The sequence below is a fragment of the Sorangium sp. So ce887 genome (genome assembly GCF_051521455.1).
Taxonomy (GTDB): domain Bacteria; phylum Myxococcota_A; class Polyangia; order Polyangiales; family Polyangiaceae; genus Sorangium.
On record NZ_CP150354.1, the window covers coordinates 1726612 to 1746808 of the forward strand.

The following is a 20197-nucleotide window of genomic DNA, read 5'->3' on the forward strand; positions in this document are numbered from 1 at the left end:
GCACGGGTGCGGGCCCCTGCTCAGGACCCGAACAGGGGCCAGCTTTCGCTAGCCCCTCTTCTGCGACTTGCGCGACGTGCTTACTGCGCCAGACGAACGAGCTTTACGCTATCCACGGTGACGGCCGCGGTTCCTGCGTTGCCGACGTTGAAGTCGAGGAACGCTGCGGAATCCTGCGGAACGTTCGGGAGCTCGAACGAGTAGATGACCCATTCGGGGCCCGCCGCCGCGGTCACGCGACCGTAGCTCGCCCAGTTGTTGTCGCCGTTGCCGTTGCGTCCCAGGTTCACCACGAACGTGCGCACGTCGTCCGCCTTGGCGCGGAATGTCAGCAGGTAGCGTCCCGCCTGCGGCAAGTTGACCGTGGTGCGAGCCTGGATGTGCCACATGTCGGAGCCGGGCTGCTGCACGTTGATGCGCATCTGGCGGCCGTTGAAGTCCGCCCAAGCCGAGGCACCGTTCCAGTTGAGGACCTGCCAGCCGCTGCTGCTCTGGTTTCCCGCGAGCGCGGTGTTGGTCACGTTATCGAAAGAACAGTTATTCACGAGGTTGAGAGGATCTCGACAAGCGTCGATCAGGCTGGCCTTCTCGTGGACCACGCCGCCCAGCAGGCCCGAAAAGGCGCGCCAGCCGAGCACCAGGTCATCCCCTACGAGGCCGATGGGATCGATGCCGCCGTACCCGAGGCCGGAGCTGTTGACGCTCTTGTAGAAGTCGCGAATCAGGCCGGACTCGTAGGCCCACTGCCCCGACGCGGCAGCGCGCTTGTAGAGCGAAAGGCCCTCGTCTCCACCGCTGACCGTACTGGCCAACGTGTCGCCGTGAAGCGCCAAGTGCACGTGAGGGTAGGCAGTTACCAGAGATTGGTGCGCAGAGATCGCACCGTCGGCCGCCACCCGGTAGAACGAGAGGTGCTGCTGCGGCGTGACGCCGTTGACGAGGAATGTCACGCCGGACGTGACAGCCAAGTTCCCGGAAGCCATGGCGAGACTTCGCCCGAAGGCGCCGCTAGAGAAATAGCCGTTCGTGATGGCCACGGAGCTCCAGGTGCTGTCGCTGGCATTCCTGCGGAAGATCCGGACCGAGCCGAGCTCGGCCCCGGCGTCGCCGCCCTCGGACCACGGCGAGCCGACCGCGACCCGGTCGCCGTCGATCGCAACCGCAGCGCCGGTGAAGCGCTCGTCCGGCTCGTCGAGCGAGAGCTCGAGGACCCACGTGTCGTTCGAGGTGTTGTAGCGGTAGATCTCGAGCACGCTGTGTCGCTTGTAGCCGATCACGAGGTAGTCGTCGGACAGGGCGAGCGCGATGTCTTTGAAGCTGCTGTTCGCGGGGTACGTGAGCGGGATGCGGGTGAGCGCGTGGCTGATGTTCTGCCCGTTCTCGCGCACCGCGCCGTTGCAGTTTCGCTGACCGCTGACCAGGGGGCACTCCGCCCATGAGCTGTTGTTGTTCCGGGCGATGAACACCGAATTCGCTTGCGGAGAGGCGGAGGTATTCGTGCCTCGCGTCGCGAATGCAAGGAAGCGATTCGAGATGGCGAGCTGGCTCCCGGCCTGGAGGTTGAACTGGGCGACCCCCGGGAACTGGTAAACGCGCTCGGGCGTGGTGCTCGTCCCGTTCATCAAATAGACGGCGCCCTGCATCGTGCTGGGGAACGTGGGCTCTGCCTCGCCGCTGATCTTCACGTGCTCTTGAAGCGCGCCGACCAGCGTGAAGGCTCCTGCCCGTGCCATGGTTGTCCCGGCTTCGGGGTACGCCGTGTTGCCGTGCGGGGTGGGCTTACCCACGACCACGCCTGCCGACGCCTGAGCGGCGACCAGGCCGACACAACCAGCGAGCACCCCAGCGAGACTTCTGAACTTGATCCTCTTGGAAACCGACACCATGAACCAACCTTCTTCTTTGAAACGAGGAAAACGCCGGCTCAGGGCTCGCGCACACGGGAAGCGTGCATCGCGGCCCCAAGCTGCGTCGATCCTCTCCGTCACTACATACGTCGATCCCCGCGTCGCACCGAAGGGGATGAGATAAACAGGCCCGATCCTGGAAGCCGAACCCTCTAGGGCGAAGTCGACACGTAGCGCGGCTGCATCGGGCTCAAGTTGCCGATCGTGGACGCAATGGGCGGATACAGCCGCAGGTACTCCTGCTCTTCCTGGTGGCACTGACGCGAGAGCGCCTCGCAGGTCGACGGTTGGTCCCGGCATCGCTCGTTGGCCCGCGCTTCACACGACGCGCGCGGGTTCTGCGGACGCCACACGTCGACGAACAGCGAGGACGGGGCCGCTCCGCCGTTGAGCTGCTGCAAGAAATCTCGCCGCACGATGAGCACGCGCTTGCCGTTCTCGAGCTTGAGGGCCGCGTTCAGCTTCTGCTGCAGCGCCTCCTGCAAGCCTGGCCCGAAGCGCGCGGCGGACCTCTCAATCTCGCGTTCACCCCGAGACTCGATCAGGCCGAACATCGCGTCCTCGAGCGGCCGAGGCAGGGCCCCGATACCCAGCAGGAGGGGGACCCCGAAGTCCCAGGCGGCGCTCCCCTCGACGATGCGCGACACGCTGTCCCCGCTGAACAGGGCAGTGACCGACTTGGCCACGGTCGAGCTGAAGCCGGTTGCGAACGTCACGACGGGAGTGATCGGACTGACGCCTGACACCCGCAGATCGAGGTTGGTGTTTCGGAGCGCGGTCGCCACGGCGACCCTGGGCTCCAGGGTGATGGCGTAGTCTCCGTTATCTCGGAGCCCGAACTTGGGATTCAGATCCAGGCCCAGCACGATGTCTGCCGTGGTCGCCAAGCTGCCACGCAGGCTGTAGCTGTCGCTCCCCGACTTGTTGCAGGAGCCGAGGACCCTGTAGCCGAACGTCTGGTTGACATCGATGTTTGCGGAGTACTCGACAGGCAACGACAGCTTGATGGCCAGCGGTCGAGTCAGCGAGTTGCCCGTGATGTCCAGGCTAGCAGAGCTCTTGAGGAGCGCCGAGTAAGAGGCGTGCCGCTGTTCGGCCCTCACCGTACACGAGTGTCCGGTGTCGATCTTCCTGTCCGTCGGATCATCGAGCTTGAAGAGAATCCCGTTGCTGTCGATAGTGATGCCTCTGGCGTCGAGCTCCGAGTTCACGCGATCCAGGGCCATCGCGCACAGGGAGCGGACCTCTTGAGGGCCCGTGTCACAATTGATGGTCCCAGGATCGATCAGGTGCTGTTCGGCGATGCCGACATCGCTCTCCGAGTCCTCCTCTCCTGCCGGATAACCTTCGTCTCCAACTGCCGCGGTGCAACTGATAAGCAACGGCAGTAAGGCAGCCAAGCCAGCGATTTTATTCATGATTCGTATGTGTCCTCCTAAGCAAACGTCCTGCTAGACGCGGCCCGGATCGAGCCGCGCCCCGAAGCCGGTGGCAAGCGATCCAAGCGGCGCCAGCTTCGATGCAGGCGGAACAGTGTTCGATGCGAGCGCGACCGTCAAGCTCCGGCGAACAAAAATCCATCGACTGAATCTTGCGTTCAATTGTGAAGGGAGGCCCGTTTGCGCCGAGCGTATGACAGGCTCGTCGAGGGCGCTGCGAGCGCCTCGCTTGGACAGCTGTCAACTCGCGTTTACTGCTCGCGCGGTGCTCGCGTTCACGGCCCGTGCGTCGCGATGAGCGAAGCCGGCGAAACAAAGACGCAACCCGAGCGGGACGCTCGCGCTGGTGCCGGCGATCCTCGACCACGACGACACCAGCCGGGACAGCGTCGTGCCGGTCGACAACAGGCTCGTCGAGGGGACTGCTAGAACGTCGAACAGGTTGAAAGGGCGCGAGAAGGAGAGGTTTTGAACCACAGAGGCGCGGAGGGCGCAGAGGAGAGAGAAATGAACGTGCCATTTTCCTGCCGTCGCCCGCGACCATGTCCAAGGAATTATCAGACGGTCCAGTGGCGCCTTCGGCCGGACAGCTGTCAACTCGCGTTCACGGCCCGCGCGGCGGGATGAACGAAGGCATGCGCCGATCGAGGCGAGCTCGCCTGCCGTGTGAGCGGCGACGCGTCGGCCGAGCGCCGCTTGCGCTGCCCTTGCGCTCCGTCCACGCCGAGGGGCGTCGGGTCGGTGAGGTCATGCTCCACGGTCTGACCAGCCGTCTCCGAGGGGAGTTGCAGGGATCGGAGGCGATCCTCCCCGGTCTGTCCCCCAGCGCGCGTGCACCCCATGAGCAGCCCCGCCAAGAGCCAGCAAGCGAGGCGTACGTTCATCGAGGCCTCTTTGGCCTCCACTTGCCGCAGCGCAGGAGCCAGCGCAAGCGTCGCGCAGCGCAGCTACGCATTATCTATCGTTCCGATGTGCTGCCGTGGATGCATATATGCGATACAAAAGATCGCAATATGATGAAATCGCAAGGGATTTCTGCCACGCGCTCCGCGGCCGGCGCCCGCAGCGGCGACGGCGCGCCCGGCTCGGGTACGGCACGAACGTCGCCTTCAGCTGGGAGTCCTGGCGGCGCTTCCCACGCTCCCCACCCTGGTGCGCGTCGCGGCGTACAGCGGCGTTGGCTGCTCGACAAGATCCGCGCACTTCTGGGCGAGGAATAGGCGTCGAGCTCGGCGCCGACGAGCTCGCGGAAGAGGGCGTCGGGGCCGGTACCTTGACCGGGGTTCGGGGCGGAACCCCGAGGGAACAACGCCAAGGTAGCCCGCGCGAAGGCGCCGCGAAGCGGCTTATAAGTCGGGCCGTCCCTGGCCGGTTTTCTGGCGCACGGAGCTCGACCCGGCGTACGGCCGGACGAGGAGGGCGCGGTCCATCGATGACCCTGGTATCCTGTCCGGCATGGCCCTCCGGCACAGAGCCCTCTGGGGGCGAGGTCCCCTGCTCGTCATCGCGGGATCCGAAGGGCACGTGCTGCGCTCGGAGGATGGCGGCCAGCGCTGGAGAAGGATGCAGACGCCCGTCCGCCAGGACCTGAGCGCGCTCGCAGGCGCCGGCCCGGCGCTGATCGCCGCCGGCCAGCGCGGCACCCTGGTGTCCTCGAGCGACGAGGGGCGGCGCTGGGCCGACGTGAGCTGCGGCGCGGAGGCCGACCTGCGCGGCGTCGCCCTGCGCGACGACGGCGAGGCCGTCGCCGTGGGGCTCGGCGGGACGGTGCTCCGCTCGCGCGATCATGGCCGGACCTGGGAAGCCGGGCCGAGGCTCGACGACCTCTGTCTGGAGGCCGCTGCGATGGACGCCGAGGGCCGCTTCCTCGCGCTCGCGCTCGAAGGAGAGCTCGCCACGCTGCAAGGAGCGACATGGGCACGCCACAAGGTCCCCGGCCGGTCTCCGCGGGCGCTCTGCGCGCGCGGGGGGATCGTGGCCGTGGGCGATGGCGACGGTCATGTCCACACGAGCCGGGACGGGGGCGCCGTCTGGGAATCGCACTCGACCGGGAGCGGGCGCTCCATCCAGGCGCTGTGGCTCGGCTCCGCCGGCCGGATGATCGCGGCCGGCGACAGCGGTTTCCTGGCGGTCAGCGACGACGAGGGCCGCACCTGGGCGCGCCCATCGATGAAGTCCGATCAGCAGCGGTACGCGGTGTGGAGCGACGACCAGGGCTCGATCTGGTGCGTGGGGACTGGCCCCGCCTTCCGGTCCACCGACGGCGGCAAGACCTTCGCCAAGGTGCCAGTCCAGGCAGGGGACGCGCCGCTCGAGGGCCCCTGGGAGAAGGTGCCTCTCCGGGGGAAATTCCGGGGACTCTGGGTCGAGGGATCCGGGAGGGTCGTGCTGGTGGGCGACGGGGGAAGCGCCGCGTGGACCCGCGATGGTGGCCAGACCTGGGAGCGGAGCGCCGAGGAGGACGCCGGCTCGCTGATCGCCGTGTGGGGTCGCGGCGAGGAGATCCTGGCTGTCGGCGAGGGCGTCGCGCAGATCCGGTCCAGGGACGGCGGACATCGCTGGATCGACGTGACGGGCACGCCCGGCGGCTCCTCGGTGCACGGTCAGGGCGCAGGGAGAGCGTTCGCCGTCCTCGATGGCCGGGTCTGCCGCCTCAGCGCGGACGGATACCGATGGATCGCGCTGGAGACCCCGCCCGAGCCGCGCCTCGGCGCCGTCTGGGCAGGGCCGGAGCAGCTCGCCGTGGCGGTGGGCCGCGGCGGCGCCATCGTCCGCACGGCCGATGACGGCGCCACGTGGGAAGCTGTCGAGAGCGGCAGCACGCGTGATCTGTCGGCGATCTGGGGCAGGGGCGACGAGCTCTTCGCGGTCGGCGGAATGACCCTCAGCGACGTGCTGCGCTCCCGGGACGGCGGCGCCACCTGGAAGGCGCTGGCCCAGGTCTCCGGCAGCCTCAGGAGCGTCTGGGGAGACGAGGCCGGGACGCTCTGGGCGTGCGGCCTCGATGGAGTTCTCCTGCGCTCGACGGATGGCGGCCGGACCTGGCGAGGCGAGGCGTCCGGCACCTGGGGCACCCTGTTCGAGGTGCGCGGGAGCGGAGCCGAGATGTGGGCGCTGGGAGAGAACCTCTTGCTGCGCCGGCGTCATGACGACTCGCACCTTCCCGGCGATCTGCAGTTCGCGGCCGAGCGCGTGGCCATCCATGCCCGCGACGGCATCGGATGCTAGAACCCGGCGCGTGAATCCCCCGCCGCTCGAGCGCCTCCGCGAGCTCTTCGCCAAGGTTGACGCGTTCTTCTCGAGCGCGAGCGCCCGCCACGGCGGGCGGATGGCCTGCGCGTCGGGGTGCAGCGACTGCTGCCGGCGGCGGTTCTCGGTGACGTCGATCGAGGCCGACGCGATCCGCGAGGCGCTCGCGGCGCTCCCGGAGGCCGACCGCGCGGCGCTCGCCGGGCGCGCGCGGGCGGGCGACCCCGGCGTGTGCCCGGCGCTCGACGGGGAGGGGCGGTGCGCGATCTACGCGGCGCGGCCGCTCATCTGCCGCACCCACGGCCTGCCCATCCGGTTCGCGCCGGCCGGCGGGCGAGCGCTGCCGGTCATCGACGCCTGCCCGAAGAACTTCGTTGGAGAGGACCTCCAGGCCATCGAGGCGTCGTCGGTCCTGGACCAGACGACGCTCTCGACGGTGCTGGCCGCTCTCGACATGGCCCACGCCGACGCGTCCGGGCGGCCGCGAGGGCAGCGCGCTGCGATCGCCGCGGTGCTCTCGGGCGAGGGCTGACGCGCGCCCTTCGTGGCGCCCGCGCGGCACGAGCCATCCTGGCGCGAGAACACCGAGCAGGTTGAAAGGCGATGCGCCGAAATCAGCGCTCACTGCACGAGCGCTGTCCGCGCTGCGCGGGTCGTCGTATAACGTCTTCATGGGGAGCACGAGACCACCGCAGGGAACGTCCGGACCTACCGTGAGGTCAGCGGACTGGTACGCGGCCCTCTTGCAGCGAGCGCCGCTCGGGATCGTCGAGCTCTCCCGTGATCTCGACATCGTCGCCTGGAACGGTGCGGCGGAGCGCCTGCTGGGCTTCGCGCCGGGAGAGGCGATCGGGAGGAGGATCGACGCGCTCGTCGCCGCGCGGGGCGACGCCGCGGCGTGGCGGCGGCTGCTCGAGGAGGACGCCGGCGAGCCCCGGATCTGGGCCCATGTCCGCAAGGACGGGGGCGAGACGCACTGCGAGTGGCTGCACGAGCGCATCGTCGACGAGCAGGGCGAGGTGACCGGCGTCGTGTGCTTCGGGCGGGATGTGACGGCGCGGGTCCAGAAAGAGGCGCGCCACGCCCTCGAGGAGCACCTGCTCCGCACCATCGTGGAGAGCCTCCCGGTCTCGTGCTGGGCAGTCGACGAGGAGGGCACGTTCCTCTACTACGATGGCGCGGCGCTGAAGGTGCTCGGTCTGGCCCCGGGATGGGCTCTCGGGCAGAACGTGTTCGAGCTCTACGCGGGCCAGGACATGACGGCGCTGAGACAGGCCCTGGACGGCGAGGCGTCCCACAACGTCGCGGAGGGGAACGGCCGCACCTGGGAGACCTGGTTCATGCCCGTCCGCTCCGGCGGCGAGACGACCATGGCGGCCGCGTGCGTCTCGATCGACATCACCGAGAGCCGCCGTCGGGAGCAGGATCTCCAGGACAAGCTGGCGCTCATCGAGGTGCAGCAGCGGGTCATTCGCGATCTGTCGACGCCCATCCTTCAGGTCTGGGACGGGGTGCTGGCGCTGCCGATGATCGGGGTCGTGGACAGCGCGAGGACAGCGGAGGTGATGGACAGCCTGCTCGAGGCGGTCGTCCGCACGCAGGCGCGGTGCACCATCCTGGATCTCACCGGCGTCGAGACGGTGGACACCCAGACCGCCAACTACATCATCAAGCTCATCCGCGCCCTCCAGCTGCTCGGCGCCGAGGGCATCATCACGGGGATCCGGCCGACCGTCGCCCAGACGGTCGTGAGCCTCGGGCTCGATCTGCAGAACCTCATCACGCTGTCGAACCTGCAAGCCGGGCTGAAGCACTCCATCCTGCGCCAGCAACGGAGCGCCCCCGCTGGCGAACAAGGCAAGACGATTCGAGGAGCTCAAGGCCAGAGCGCCGCTCGTCCCCGGTGACAGGACACGAAGGACGTGAGAGAGCGGCCACACCCCCGGGACCCGGCGCGCACGGCGCTGCTGATCATCGACATGCAGAACGACTTCCTCGCGGAGGGAGGCGCGTTCTCGAAGCGGCACTGCGATCCGCAAAATCTCGCGCAGAGCGTGGCCTGGCTGGTGCGCGCCGCGCGCGCGCAGGGGCGCGTCGTGGTGTGGGTGACCGCCGTCTACGGCGAGATCGACGCGGCCCCGGACGCGCTCCGCGGGCAGACGCACACCGGCAGCGCGTGCTGCGCCCGCGGCACGTGGGGCGCCGAGCTGTTCCCGGCGCTCGTGCCGGTGCGGGCCGAGCGCGCCGAGCGCCCCGGGGGGACCGCGGAATGGCACGTCGAGAAGCGCTGGTATTCGCCCTTCCGCGACACCGATCTGCACGCCCGGCTGGAGGAGGCGGGCGTGACCGCCGTGGTCCTGTGCGGCGTCGCGACCAACGTGTGTGTCCTCGCCGCCGCGCGCGACGCGCGCCGGCTCGGCTACGACGTCGAGGTCCTCGGGGACGCGACCTCGGCGGGGACCGCGGGCAAGCACGCCGCGGCGCTGCGCGAGATCGAGGGCCTGGGCGGCCGGCACCGCCGCTGGGCCGACCTGCTCACCGACGGGCCCGGGCCGGTGCGCGTCACCGGCATCGGCGCGGGCGAGACGTCGCTCTGCTGCGGCGCCCTCGACGAGGGCCTCGCCGAGGGCGCCGCAGCCTTCGCGGCTGTCGAGGGCGAGGTCGCGTGGACCACGATGCTCCACCGCGGCGGGGAGGTGCCGCGCCTCGTCGCGATCCAGGGCGAGCGCACGCCCGACGGCGCCGCGCCGCTCTATCGGCACCCGGTCGACGAGCAGCCCGAGCTCGGCGCCTTCACCCCTGCCGTCGACCGCATCCGAAGGGAGGTCGAGCGACGCGTCGGGCACCCGCTCAACCATTGCTTGCTCCAGCTCTACCGCACGGGGCGCGACTGGATCAGCGAGCACTCGGACAAGACGCTCGACCTCGTGCGCCCGTCGTTCATCGTGAACGTCTCGCTGGGACGACAGCGCACCATGGTGCTCCGGCCCAAGCGCGCCGCGGAAGGGGAGGCCGTCCAGAAGGTCCCTCTGCCGCACGGCTCGCTGCTGGTCATGGACCTGGAGACGAACCGCCGATTTTATCACGCCATCCGGCAGGAGGGCGACGCGGAGGGCGAGGGCCGTACGTCGCGGATCTCGCTCACCTTCCGGCACATCGGCACGTTCCACGATCCGGCGACCGGGGCGGTCTGGGGCGTCGGCGCGCCCGCCTCGGATCGCGCCGACGCCGAGGCGCGCGCCCTGGCCCGGTCCGCGCTCTCCGGGCCGGAGCGCGAGGGGGCGGAGCGCGCCGAGGCAGAGCGGATGTTGCAGCTCTTCCGCGCCGAGAACATCGACCCTGCCTTCGATGCCGCCGCCTACCGCCCGGGCTTCGAGGCGCTCAACTTCCGCACGTTGCAGGAGCCCGGAGGCGACCGGTGAGCGCGCAGCGCGCCGTGTACTTCGTGAACGGCTCGATCTCGAGCTGGCGCGTGCTGATCGCCGTTCGCGAGAAGGGCCTCGCCGTCGAGCCCCGCCGCCTGCGCGTGATGCGCGAGCCCCGCGAGACGCGCACCCCGGAGTTCCTGGCCCTCAACCCGCGCGGCCAGGCGCCTGTGCTCGTCGAGCCCGAGGGCACCGTCATGAGCGAGTCGCTGGCGATCCTCACGTACCTCGAGATGCGGTATCCCGACCCGCCGCTCCTCCCGCCGCTCGCCGAGCCCGGCGCGCTCGCCCGCGCGCTCGCCTTCGCGCAGGAGTCCGAGGCCACGGCGTGCGTCTACGACCCGCTGGAGAGCCTCTTCGAGGCCGGCCCAGAGCCCCTGTCGCCCGACCGGCGAGCGGCCATCCTGGGCGCGCTCTCGGGCGTGGAGCGCGAGCTCGCGCTGTGGGAAGCGCGGGCCGAGAAGACACGGTTCATCGCGTCGGACGCCTTCACGCTCGCCGACTGCGCGTTCTACCCCGTGCTCGCCTACATGCAGCGGCGCGGGCTCTCGCTCGCCGGTCATCCCGCGCTCGACGCCTACGAGCGCCGCGTGCGGAGTCGCCCCTCGGCGGTCGCCTCGTACCCCGAGGGCTGGTCCTACGACCGGGCGCGCCCCGACCTGTTCGCGCAGGCGCGGGCGCTCGCCGCGCGAGCGGAGGTGCGATGAAGGCGATCGTCTACGACCGATACGGCTCCCCCGACGATGCACTCGATCCCACGCTGGAGAGGCTCGGGCTCGGCTGAAGGGGCGCCTCCTTGCCGTGGCTTGGCGGTCGTGCTGAGGGATTGCTCATGCGCCATCTCGAACCATGGGCTCTGTGCATCACGATCCTCTCTGCCGCTTGCAGCTCCGGCAACGGTTCGCGCGGGGACCCAGGGACGGTCGGGGCCGGCGGGTTCTCGGGCGGCAGCGCGTCCGGCGGCGGGGAAACCGTCGCCGTGAGCTCGGGCAGCGGCGGGACGGGCGGCAGCCCGGTCAGCGCTGGAGGCGGCGGGACGGGCGCCGGCGAGGGCAGCTCGGGAAGCGGGGGAGGGACACCCGGACAGCCCGCAGGGCCGGCGCCCTGTGAGCCCCTCGCGACGGGACAGCGGCTCGCGTTCCCTGGGGCCGAGGGGTTCGGGCGGCTGTCGTCAGGCGGCCGCGGCGGGGACGTGTGTCATGTGACCCACCTCGACGATTCGGGCCCAGGCTCGCTCAGGGACTGCGTGAGCGCGGGCAACCGGACGGTCGTGTTCGACGTGAGCGGGTGGATCACGCTCAGCAGCAACCTGGGAATCACGCAGAACAACATCACCATCGCCGGACAGACGGCCCCGGGGGGCGGCGTCGGGGTCCGAGGCAGGAAATTCTCCATCGGGGGCGATAACATCATCGTTCGCTTTCTGCGGGTCCGGCGCGGCATCGTCGCGACCACGGCGAGGGACGACGCGATGACCGTGAGCTCGGCGGCGAGCGACGTGATCATCGACCACTGCTCGATCGGCTTCGGGACCGACGAGAACTTCTCCATGCCAGGGGACGAAGCCGTGGGGCCGAGGAACCTCACGGTGCAATGGTCGATCGTCGCCTGGGGACTCGCGCGCAACAACCATTCCGCAGGGTCGCTCCTCACCGCGAGCAACGCCACGATCCATCACTCCGTTTACGCGTTCAACGGTACGCGCAACCCGAAGGCGCGCTCCGAGGACGGGCGCGTGCTCGACTTCGTCAACAACGTCATCTACGGCTGGAACGCCCCGGATCCGTACGGCGAATCCCAGGGCTGGAGCATCAGCAAGCACCCGTTCATCATGGCGGACACGGCGAACGGCATGCACTACGCGAACGCCGTCGGCAATTACTTCATCTCCCACGGCGAGCGGACCGCGACCCAGTCGTTCGTGTCGGGGTCGACCAACGCGGATGGGGTCCCCACGTACAACCTCTATTTCGAGGGCAACCTGCTCGACGGTAACGGCAACGGCGTGCTCGACGTATCGAAGGACGACTGGAGCATGGTGGGTACGGCGACGCAGCTGAACGAGCGGCTCGCCGCGCCGCAGGTCTGCACCGACGATGCGCCTCTGGCCTACGAGCGCGTGATGGCCGGGGTTGGGGCGGTGATTCCTGCCCGCGATGAGGTCGACGCCTTGCTCGTGCGGAACATCGGCGAGCAGGGCGGCATCAAGATCCAGGACGAGTCGGACCTCGGCGTGGGCGCCGATGGGTACGGCGCGCTCGCCACCGGAGCGCCGATGGCCGACACGGATCGTGATGGCATGCCCGACGCCTGGGAAACGGACCGAAACCTCGACCCGAACGGCGCCGACGACCGGAACGGGGATGACGACGGGGACGGCTACACGAACCTCGAGGAGTACCTCAACGAGCTGGCCGCGCCGGCCTTCCCGTGAGGGGGAATCCCCCAAGTTGAGGTGGAACGGTGGAGCTCTTGCTCCCGTCTCCCGGTCTGCCTCTCCCGCGCGCGGCGCCGCGCGGGCGCTGCCAGCCTAGAACGAGCCCTCGCGCAGGTTGATGCCGTGCTCGATGTACGCCTTCAGACAGCAGGCCATGTGCATCCAGCCCTGGCAGTTCCCGTAGGAGGCCTGCAATCCCTCCTCGGTCTCCTTCCAGCCCGACTCGGCGATCCGGACGAACGTCGAGCTCGGGCCCAGGGACTCGAAATGCATCTCCACCCTCGTGTTGTAGGGGAGCTCCTTCACCGATTTCTCGTCGCCGGCGTCGCCGGGCTCGCCGGCCGCCCACTCGAAGGCGATGAGCTTGTCGGCGATGACCTGCTTGACGTGGACAGGGAAGGGCTTGCCGCCATCGAAATCGGCGAAGCTCCACAGGACGGTCGTCCCCTCGTCGAGCGGACCGCTGGCGCCGCCCGTCGTGAAATACCCGCTGAGCTTCTTCGGGTTGTAGACCGCATCGAAGACCTCGTGGACGGGCTTCTGGATCTTCGTCTGCACCTGAAATTTGAGCTCCATGACGCCTCCTTGTCGCGGCAACGCCTCGACCCCGCACGGCGCACCGGAGCACCGGCGCGCCGATGCACCGACGTGCGGACGTACCGGCGCACCGGCCGTACGGACCTACCTGCACGCGTCGATTGACCGCCCTCGCATCATGTTATATTCTTATAACATGTCAAGCGCTGAGCCGGATGACCTCGTCTTCAAGGCGCTGGCAGACGGTCGAAGGCGAGAGATCCTGGACCTGCTCGCCGGCGGGCCGAAGACCACGGGCGAGCTCTGCGACCATTTCGTCGACTGGGATCGCTGCACGGTGATGCAGCACCTCGGCGTGCTGGAGAAGGCCGAGCTGGTGATCGCCAGGCGCGAGGGGCGCCACCGCTGGAATTACCTGAACGTGCTCCCGATCAAGCGGATCAACGACCGGTGGATCAGCCGCTACGCGTCCGCCGCGGTCGATCTCCTCGATCGGCTGAAGCGCGATCTGGAGACGTGAAGCGGGAGGCGCGCGCAGATCGAAGCGCCCGCGTCTCGCACAGGGATCGCCTCGCGGTCCTACAGCCGCTTCTCGAGCACGACGAGGCCCCCGCGCCGCACGAACCCGAGCTGCTCGTTCAGCGCCAGCATCCCCGGGTTGTTCGACTCGACCGCCGTCGCGATCCGCGCGTAGCCCCGGCGCCGCGCGAAGGCGACCGTCTCCAGCTTGAGCGCCCTCGCCACCCCGCGCCCGCGGCTCCCCGCCGCCACGCCGGTGAACAGGTGGTCGAGGCACGCGGGGTCCTCCTCGTTCCGGTGCAGGATGCACAGCCCGACGTACCGGCCTCCTTCCTTCGCGAGGAAGCACGCCTCGGGCAGCGACGCCGGCGACCCCTCCAGGTAGGCCGCGAACGCCTCCGCCGGCAGCTCGGGGTCGACGTGGTTCGGCAGCGGCACCTCGCGGCTCACGGCGAGGTAGAGCGCGTGCAGCTCCGGAAGCCACCCGGGCCGGCGCGCCCGCTCCTCCGAGAGCGGCGCGATCGCGATGCCAGGCGCCGGCGAGCCCTCCCCGGCGCGCGGCGAGCCCTCCCCGGCGCGCGGCGCGCCCCCCGGCGCGAGATCGAGCTCGAAATCCCAGCTCCGGAAGAGCTCCCGGAAGCCGAGCCTCGCCGCGAGCGCGACCATCTCCGGCTGCGTCTCGCGCGCCATGGCGCGGAGCTCGCGGGCGCCCAGGCGCTCGAGGTCGCGCTCCATCGCCGCGAAGAGCCGGGCGCCGATGCCGCGGCGGCGGTGGCCCGGAGCGCACCGCACGGAGCACCAGAACCGCGCCGGGTGATGCGCCCACGGGACGTGGAACCAGTGCCCGTACGCCACGACCTCGCCCGTCGCGACCCCCTCGGCCACGTGGCGCCCGAGCGCGTGGCCGCGCCGCGCGAGCAGCTCGTCGAGCTCCCTCAGCGCGCCGGGCGAGCGCGGCTCGATGTCGTGCCGCTCCTCGCGCGGGACGGCGGCGTTGAGGCGCGCCACGGCCTCCCGGTCAGCGTCGGTCGGCCGGGCGGCGCGGATCCGGATGGCCTTGTCCATGCGGCACCTCAGCGCATCTCCGCGCCGCGCGCAAACCCCTCGGGCCCCTCGCCCGCGGGCGGCGACTCACCGGCCCAGCGCGGCCATCTTCTCGTTCACCCAGTCGTCGCCCACGAGCGGGTGCACCCCGGCGCCGTCCCGCTCGAGGTTGATCCCCACCGAGAGCAGCCCGCTCTTCACGAGGAACGCTCCGAGGGGCTCCTGGCCGTCCGACTTCGTGAGCCGCCCGCGGATGGCGAGGTCTCCCCCCTGCGCCTCCAGCAGCCTGAAATCGACGCCGCTCTCCTTCCGCCGCACCGTCGCCGAGGCCTTGAGCCCCTCCATGGTGAGGAGCCCCGCGGCCCACCTGGGGATGACGTCCTCGGCGTCGAGCAGCCTCACCGCAGGCATCGCGTCCTTGCACTCGATCCGGATCGCCGCCTCCATCAGCCCCCGTCCCACCTTCGCGTCGTCGATGTCGACGCGCGCCCACCAGCCCGGCCACGCCTCGCCCTCGTGCTCGATCGCGAGGTCCTTGATCTCGATCCGGCTCTTCCCGAGCGTGGCCGTCGGGCCCAGGACGTTCGCCGCGGCGAGCGCCACGCGCGCCTCGACGTCGCCCTTCACGCGGGTGTCCTTCCACGTCAGCGCCCCGTGCTTGAGCAGGAGGCTCAGCGCGCCCGTCCCCCGGCCCAGCCGGTCGACCTCGAGGCTGCTCCGCACGAAGGCGGCGCCGCCCGTGAACCGCGGCGCGTCCGGCGCGGCGCCGTCCGCGTTCAGCCAGCGGAGATCCGGGATCGCCGCGGCGACGACATCCACCTTCGACGAGAACCCCGGCGGGAGCCGCAAAAGGTGGAGCTCCGGCGCATCGAAGACGGCGCTCGCCCTCTCCACCACGATGGGCGGCAGCCCCTTCTCCGGGCGCGCGAGCGTCGCGCGGGGCACCGCCACCGCGAGGCGCGCCTCCCCGCGCTCATCGACGCGGAGATCCACGTCCGCCGCGACGGTCGCCCGGTGCGACGAGGCGGAGGCCACGAGGTGGCTCGTCCCGTACGAGAGGGAGCTGCCCGGCTCGACCTTCCCCCGGTTCACGACGAGGTTCGTCCGGAGCCCTCCGCTCCCGTCCTCGATCCGCGGCTCGGCGCCCTCGCCCGTGAAAAAGTGGATGAAATCGAGCCCCGGCAGCTGCGCGTCGAGGCGCACGCGCGCCCAGGTGGTGTCGAAGATGTCGAGCCCCTCGATGTCGCGCGGATCGAACGTGTTCATCGTCACGTCGGCGTCGGCGTCGAGCCGCGCGATGACGCGGTCGGCGAGGTGGACCTCGCCCGACCGGAGCTCCAGCGCGATCGGCCCGACGCGGACCGAGCGGAGCGGCTTGTAGTAGAACCCCCCGCGCACGCGGCCGCCGCCGGCATACCGGACCTGCTGGATCCAGACCTCCTCGAGCGTCGTGTCCACGCCCTCCAGGTGCACTGTCCAGAGGTTGTAGCCCTCGTCCGAGTTCTCGAGGTCGCGCTTCGGCGGCAGCTCCGGCTTGAGCGGAGGGTTCGTGAACTCCGGGATGGGGGGCAGCGCCTGGATGTGCGGCGCCTCCAGATCGCGCTCGCTCGTCGGATCCACGAGCAAGCGCATGCGGAACATGAAGCCTTCCCCGCGGACGTCCTCCGCATGGAACTTCTTCCGCAGCAGATCGGTCAGGTGGATGTCGGCGTGCACCTCGTCGAGCACCACCGCCCACTCCAGCGTGCTGTCGGCCCCGCTGAGCCGGATCTCCTTGACGTGCACGACGCCCGGCCAGAGGCTCCACGCCGAACCGTAAACCAGCGTTACGTCGATCGGGTTGTAGCTGACGAGCCTCGCCATGAGCTTCGTGCTCAGCATGACGTTGACGATCACGACGTAGCCGAGCCAGAGCGCGACCGGCAGGAGCAACACCCCCTTCAGCGCCTTGCTCGCGCGCGGGCCGAGCCACCCTCTGAGCCCAGACGGTGACTTCACGGCGCCAGCTCCCTGCATGAACGGGTGGAACGCACGTGCCGTGCCGCCGAGCTGACCCGTGGCGCGGGCCGGCGGGCGCTGGGCTCGCCGTAGCGATCTGCCTCGCGTGTGGCGAACCTCGCCACGCACAGCGCGCGGATGTGCGCGATCTTGCCCGGATTTCCGGAGAAATGGTCTGGTCGGGGCGGTCGTCCCCGCCGGAGCCGGCGGCACCCAGCTTGCTCTCTGCCTGCGACCGACGGGCTGCCGAGCCTGTCGCACGTCAGCTCCCGCTGGAGCCGAGCTTCCAGCCATCACCCGAGGTCATCATGAAGCACACGGTCCATCACGACCTGAACGACGATGAAGCGAAGAATGCCGTCCTGAGGGCGATGGCGCGGTATTGCGATCGGTACGCGGAGTACGCCCCGTCCATGCTCTGGAGCGACGAGCGGCGCGCGGATCTCGGCTTCTCCTTCAAGGGCTGCAAGCTCGGGGGGCGGATCGAGCTCCGGCCCAGGACCGTCGACCTCGAGATCGAGGTGCCGCTGCCGCTGCGCATGTTCCAGCGGATGGCGATCGCGGCGATCGACACGGAGGTGCGGCGGTTCATCGACGAGGCGCACCGCGAGCGGTTGCGGGGCGCGGCCCTGGAGGGAGCCCTCTGAGCTCGACGCGCCATGCAGAGCGCCAGCGCCACGACCCCCCGATCCAGGCGCCGCCCGCGGAGCACTCCGCGCCGCGAGCGCCGCTCCGCCCCGAGCGACGTCGCCGTCCGGCGGCGCCGCGTCAGCCTGTCGATCGAGTCCGTTGAGACGGTCGAGCTCGCGCGCACCGCCGGCGAGCTCTCCGCGGCCGCGCCGCTCGCGCCGTCGCCGATCGAGTCCGCGAAGGCGGCCGGGCTCCGGTACGTGAACGACGACGAGCCGGGCATCTCCAGGCGGAAGGCGGGCAAGGGCTTCAAGTACCTCGACCCCGAGGGGCGTCTCGTCAGGGACGAGGCGACCCTGAAGCGGATCCGCCACCTCGCGATCCCGCCGGCGTGGACCGGGGTGTGGATCTGCCAGAGCGAGCGCGGGCACATCCAGGCCACCGGCCGGGACGCGCGCGGGAGGAAGCAGTACCGGTATCACCCGCGCTGGCGCGAGGTCCGCGACGAGACGAAGTACGACCGCATGCTCGCGTTCGGCGCGGCGCTCCCGGCGATCCGCGCGGCGGCCGAGCGCGATCTCGCGCTGCCCGGGCTCCCGCGCGAGAAGGTGCTGGCGACCGTGGTGCGCCTGCTCGACGAGACCTCGATCCGCATCGGGAACGACGAGTATGCGCGCGACAACGACTCGTACGGTCTGACCACGCTCCACGACGAGCACGTCGAGATCAAGGGCGATCTCCTAAGTTTTCGCTTCAAGGGCAAGAGCGGCAAGGAACACGAGCTGACGGTGCGGGACCGGCGGCTCGCGCGCATCGTGAAGCGCTGCCAGGACGTGCTCGGCCACGAGCTGTTCCAGTACATCGGCGAGGGCGGCGAGCGGCAACGCATCCACTCCGATGACGTCAACGAGTACCTGCGCTCGATCGCGGGGCAGGAGTTCACGGCCAAGGACTTCCGCACCTGGACCGGCACGGTGCTGTGCGCGTTCTTCTTCTGCGAGATGGAGGTCGCCACCACGGCTCGCCAGATGAAGAAGTGCGTGGCGCAGGTGATCGACAGGGTGTCCGCCCATCTCGGCAACACGCGCGCGGTCTGCCAGCGTTGTTATGTCCACCCCGCCGTGATCCGCGCCTACACCGAGGGCGCCTTGCAGACCCTGATCGAGGCGGAAGAGGCCGTCACGGACGAGGCGACCGCGGCGCTCCGGCCCGAGGAGGCCAGGATGCTCCGGATCGTCCGCGGCTTCAGCGAGCGCGACGCCGCGCCGCTCGCCACCCAGCTCCGCGAGAGCGTGCGCGCCGTGAAGGCGCGTCGCGCCGACAGGGCGCGGCGAGCTGCCAAGAGCCCGAAGCGCGCCCATCGGCAGGGCAAGGTCCGGCGCGCCGCGGCCTGACCCGTCCCTGGTGCAACCCCGACCACCGCCGCGCTCTCCTCGCCCCGCGCCGTGCCGCGGGGCGCCGACGAGATCGCCGTGTCCATCCGTCACAGCGTGACCATCTCGCCGTGGCATTGTGCCCCGGGCGCGAGGCCTTCTGCTGCCGATCTGTGAGCAGCTCCGCAGACCTCCCGCCATGGACGCGCCCGGTACGTTTCGTGTTCTGCGAAGGGAGAGCGAACGACGAGACCCTCAGCCAAGGAGATCTGCATGGCGAGCCAGAGGTTGATCACCGAGATGGTGCAGACACGTGTCGAGGCTGAGGACGCCATCCGGCGTATCCTGGACCACGGGCACTCGCGGAGAGACATCTGCGTCATCGTGAGCGAGGCCGCCCGCCGCCAGCACTTCTCGCGTTCGCGCCTGTACGGCGCGGCCGTCCAGGGCCATGCGCTCGGCTCCATCCTCGCCGCGGCGGGCGCGGGGCTCGTGGTCCCCGGGCTGCGGCTCGCGGTGGCCGGCCCCATCGCGGTGACGCTCGCGGACGCGAGCTCGGCCGCCGAGACCGCCAGTCTGAGCAGCGTTCTCGTCGACGCCGGGATCCCGGAGCAGCGCGCGCCGGAGGTCGAGAGGCGCCTCAAGGAAGGGGCGATGCTCCTCGGCGTGCTCGCGCGCGACGACGCTGACGCCGCGGTGCTGCACGCGATCCTGCGCGGCGCCGGCGCCGGAGGGGCCTGCGGCACCAGCAGGGGCGCCCGCGTCTTCGCGACCCTCTGACGCCGCGCTCGGGCGCGCCGGCGCCCTGGCGGTCTGATTCCTTCTCGCTTCATCTCCATCGGATCGCGTCGCCCTGCGGGATGAGCTCGCCACAGCGCGAGCGGGAATTCGTGCGGGTGGAACGGAGTTTGAATAGAATTCAAAGAGTTCAACCGAGGCCGACCCGGTGTGAGGCGAAGATGTACCCCTGAGGCAAGAGGTCGTACGCTCTCCGCGGCGAGTTCGATTCTGGCGTTCTCGCTCACGGTTCTCGCGCGGACGTATGACGCGGTGGCTGCTGCTCGGGAGGTAGGGAGGAGACGAATCGGCGTTCATCAGCAACCTCAGGAGAGTACCCATGGAACAGCTCGCATACGCAGAGGAGAGCGTGGGCCTGGACGGCCTGATCGATGACGACGCGATCGAGCAGCTCAAATCGTTCTGCCGCGGCGAGATGTCCGCGGTGGAGACCTACCGTCAGGCGATCGCCGCCGCGCGCGAGGACGGGGTGATCGAGCAGCTACGGCGCAACCTGGCGTCGCACCAGGCGCGGGTGCAGATGCTGCGCCGGCGGATCGAGGAGCTCGGAGGCGACCCGCCGTCGAGCTCCGGGCCATGGGGCGCGTTCGCCAAGGTCGTCGAGCGGACCGCGCTGGCGCTCGGCGACAGGACGGCGCTCTCGGTGCTCGCGGAGGGCGAGGATTACGGCCTGAAGGACTACCGGAACGACATCGAGGAGCTCGACTCCGAGTCGCACGTCCTGGTCCGCGACGTGATCCTGCCGCAGCAGGTGTCGACGCTGCGCTCGCTCGCCGATCTCAAGCGACAGCTGCCGTGACGCGGCCAGGGCCCTGCGGATTGTTCCGGTGGGTGCGTCGTG

Annotated in this window: 17 protein-coding genes; 12 read left to right on the forward strand and 5 right to left on the reverse strand. The window is 70.0% G+C overall.

The window, feature by feature from the left end; all coding sequences use genetic code 11:
- Positions 1-80 precede the first annotated feature (80 nt).
- Together WMF36_RS06545 and WMF36_RS06550 are read right to left on the reverse strand one after the other, a co-directional pair.
- Entirely contained in the window at positions 81-1886 is a 1806-nt protein-coding gene (locus WMF36_RS06545) for a carbohydrate binding domain-containing protein (protein ID WP_437578736.1), read from the reverse strand.
- Between the two features lie 173 nt (positions 1887-2059).
- Complete coding sequence (locus WMF36_RS06550) at positions 2060-3325, reverse strand: hypothetical protein (RefSeq protein ID WP_437578737.1); 1266 nt, start codon at positions 3323-3325, stop codon at positions 2060-2062.
- A gap of 367 nt (positions 3326-3692) precedes the next feature.
- Between WMF36_RS06550 and WMF36_RS06555 the strand changes: the two genes are divergently transcribed.
- The 7 genes from WMF36_RS06555 to WMF36_RS06585 all read left to right on the forward strand — a co-directional run bounded on the left by WMF36_RS06555 (position 3693) and on the right by WMF36_RS06585 (position 12454).
- A complete protein-coding gene (locus WMF36_RS06555) occupies positions 3693-3818 on the forward strand; it encodes a hypothetical protein (protein WP_437578738.1) in 126 nt (41 codons plus the stop codon).
- A 983-nt stretch (positions 3819-4801) separates the two neighbouring features.
- Positions 4802-6574, forward strand: a complete 1773-nt coding sequence (locus WMF36_RS06560) for a WD40/YVTN/BNR-like repeat-containing protein (RefSeq protein ID WP_437578739.1) — start codon at positions 4802-4804, stop codon at positions 6572-6574.
- Between the two features lie 10 nt (positions 6575-6584).
- The gene (locus tag WMF36_RS06565; RefSeq protein ID WP_437578740.1) at positions 6585-7127 is read left to right on the forward strand and encodes a YkgJ family cysteine cluster protein; all 543 of its coding nucleotides are present in this window, start codon (positions 6585-6587) and stop codon (positions 7125-7127) included.
- A gap of 181 nt (positions 7128-7308) precedes the next feature.
- Positions 7309-8502 (forward strand): PAS domain S-box protein, encoded by a 1194-nt coding sequence (locus WMF36_RS06570; protein WP_437578741.1) that lies wholly within the window; start codon positions 7309-7311, stop codon positions 8500-8502.
- A 15-nt stretch (positions 8503-8517) separates the two neighbouring features.
- Positions 8518-10017, forward strand: a complete 1500-nt coding sequence (locus WMF36_RS06575) for an isochorismatase family protein (protein WP_437578742.1) — start codon at positions 8518-8520, stop codon at positions 10015-10017.
- Entirely contained in the window at positions 10014-10727 is a 714-nt protein-coding gene (locus WMF36_RS06580) for a glutathione S-transferase family protein (protein ID WP_437578743.1), read from the forward strand. Before WMF36_RS06575 ends, WMF36_RS06580 begins: the two co-directional genes overlap by 4 nt.
- 125 nt (positions 10728-10852) lie before the next feature.
- On the forward strand, positions 10853-12454 hold the full coding sequence (locus tag WMF36_RS06585) for a pectate lyase (protein ID WP_437578744.1): 1602 nt from the start codon (positions 10853-10855) through the stop codon (positions 12452-12454).
- A 96-nt stretch (positions 12455-12550) separates the two neighbouring features.
- Here WMF36_RS06585 and WMF36_RS06590 read toward each other — a convergent pair whose 3' ends face one another.
- Entirely contained in the window at positions 12551-13033 is a 483-nt protein-coding gene (locus WMF36_RS06590; protein WP_437578745.1) for an SRPBCC domain-containing protein, read from the reverse strand.
- A 157-nt stretch (positions 13034-13190) separates the two neighbouring features.
- On the opposite strand from WMF36_RS06590, the gene WMF36_RS06595 reads away from it, so the two are divergent.
- On the forward strand, positions 13191-13514 hold the full coding sequence (locus WMF36_RS06595) for an ArsR/SmtB family transcription factor (protein WP_437578746.1): 324 nt from the start codon (positions 13191-13193) through the stop codon (positions 13512-13514).
- A gap of 59 nt (positions 13515-13573) precedes the next feature.
- Here WMF36_RS06595 and WMF36_RS06600 read toward each other — a convergent pair whose 3' ends face one another.
- Together WMF36_RS06600 and WMF36_RS06605 are read right to left on the reverse strand one after the other, a co-directional pair.
- A complete protein-coding gene (locus WMF36_RS06600; RefSeq protein ID WP_437578747.1) occupies positions 13574-14578 on the reverse strand; it encodes an N-acetyltransferase family protein in 1005 nt (334 codons plus the stop codon).
- Between the two features lie 66 nt (positions 14579-14644).
- Positions 14645-16555 carry a hypothetical protein gene (locus WMF36_RS06605; RefSeq protein WP_437578748.1) on the reverse strand — a complete coding sequence of 637 codons (1911 nt, stop codon included), beginning with the start codon at positions 16553-16555 and terminating at the stop codon, positions 14645-14647.
- 308 nt (positions 16556-16863) lie between these two features.
- Between WMF36_RS06605 and WMF36_RS06610 the strand changes: the two genes are divergently transcribed.
- The 4 genes from WMF36_RS06610 to WMF36_RS06625 all read left to right on the forward strand — a co-directional run bounded on the left by WMF36_RS06610 (position 16864) and on the right by WMF36_RS06625 (position 20155).
- Complete coding sequence (locus WMF36_RS06610) at positions 16864-17202, forward strand: polyhydroxyalkanoic acid system family protein (RefSeq protein WP_437578749.1); 339 nt, start codon at positions 16864-16866, stop codon at positions 17200-17202.
- 12 nt (positions 17203-17214) lie between these two features.
- The gene (locus tag WMF36_RS06615; protein WP_437578750.1) at positions 17215-18579 is read left to right on the forward strand and encodes a DNA topoisomerase IB; all 1365 of its coding nucleotides are present in this window, start codon (positions 17215-17217) and stop codon (positions 18577-18579) included.
- A 252-nt stretch (positions 18580-18831) separates the two neighbouring features.
- On the forward strand, positions 18832-19338 hold the full coding sequence (locus WMF36_RS06620; RefSeq protein WP_437578751.1) for a hypothetical protein: 507 nt from the start codon (positions 18832-18834) through the stop codon (positions 19336-19338).
- 337 nt (positions 19339-19675) lie between these two features.
- Positions 19676-20155 carry a DUF2383 domain-containing protein gene (locus WMF36_RS06625; protein WP_437578752.1) on the forward strand — a complete coding sequence of 160 codons (480 nt, stop codon included), beginning with the start codon at positions 19676-19678 and terminating at the stop codon, positions 20153-20155.
- The last annotated feature ends 42 nt before the right edge of the window (positions 20156-20197 follow it).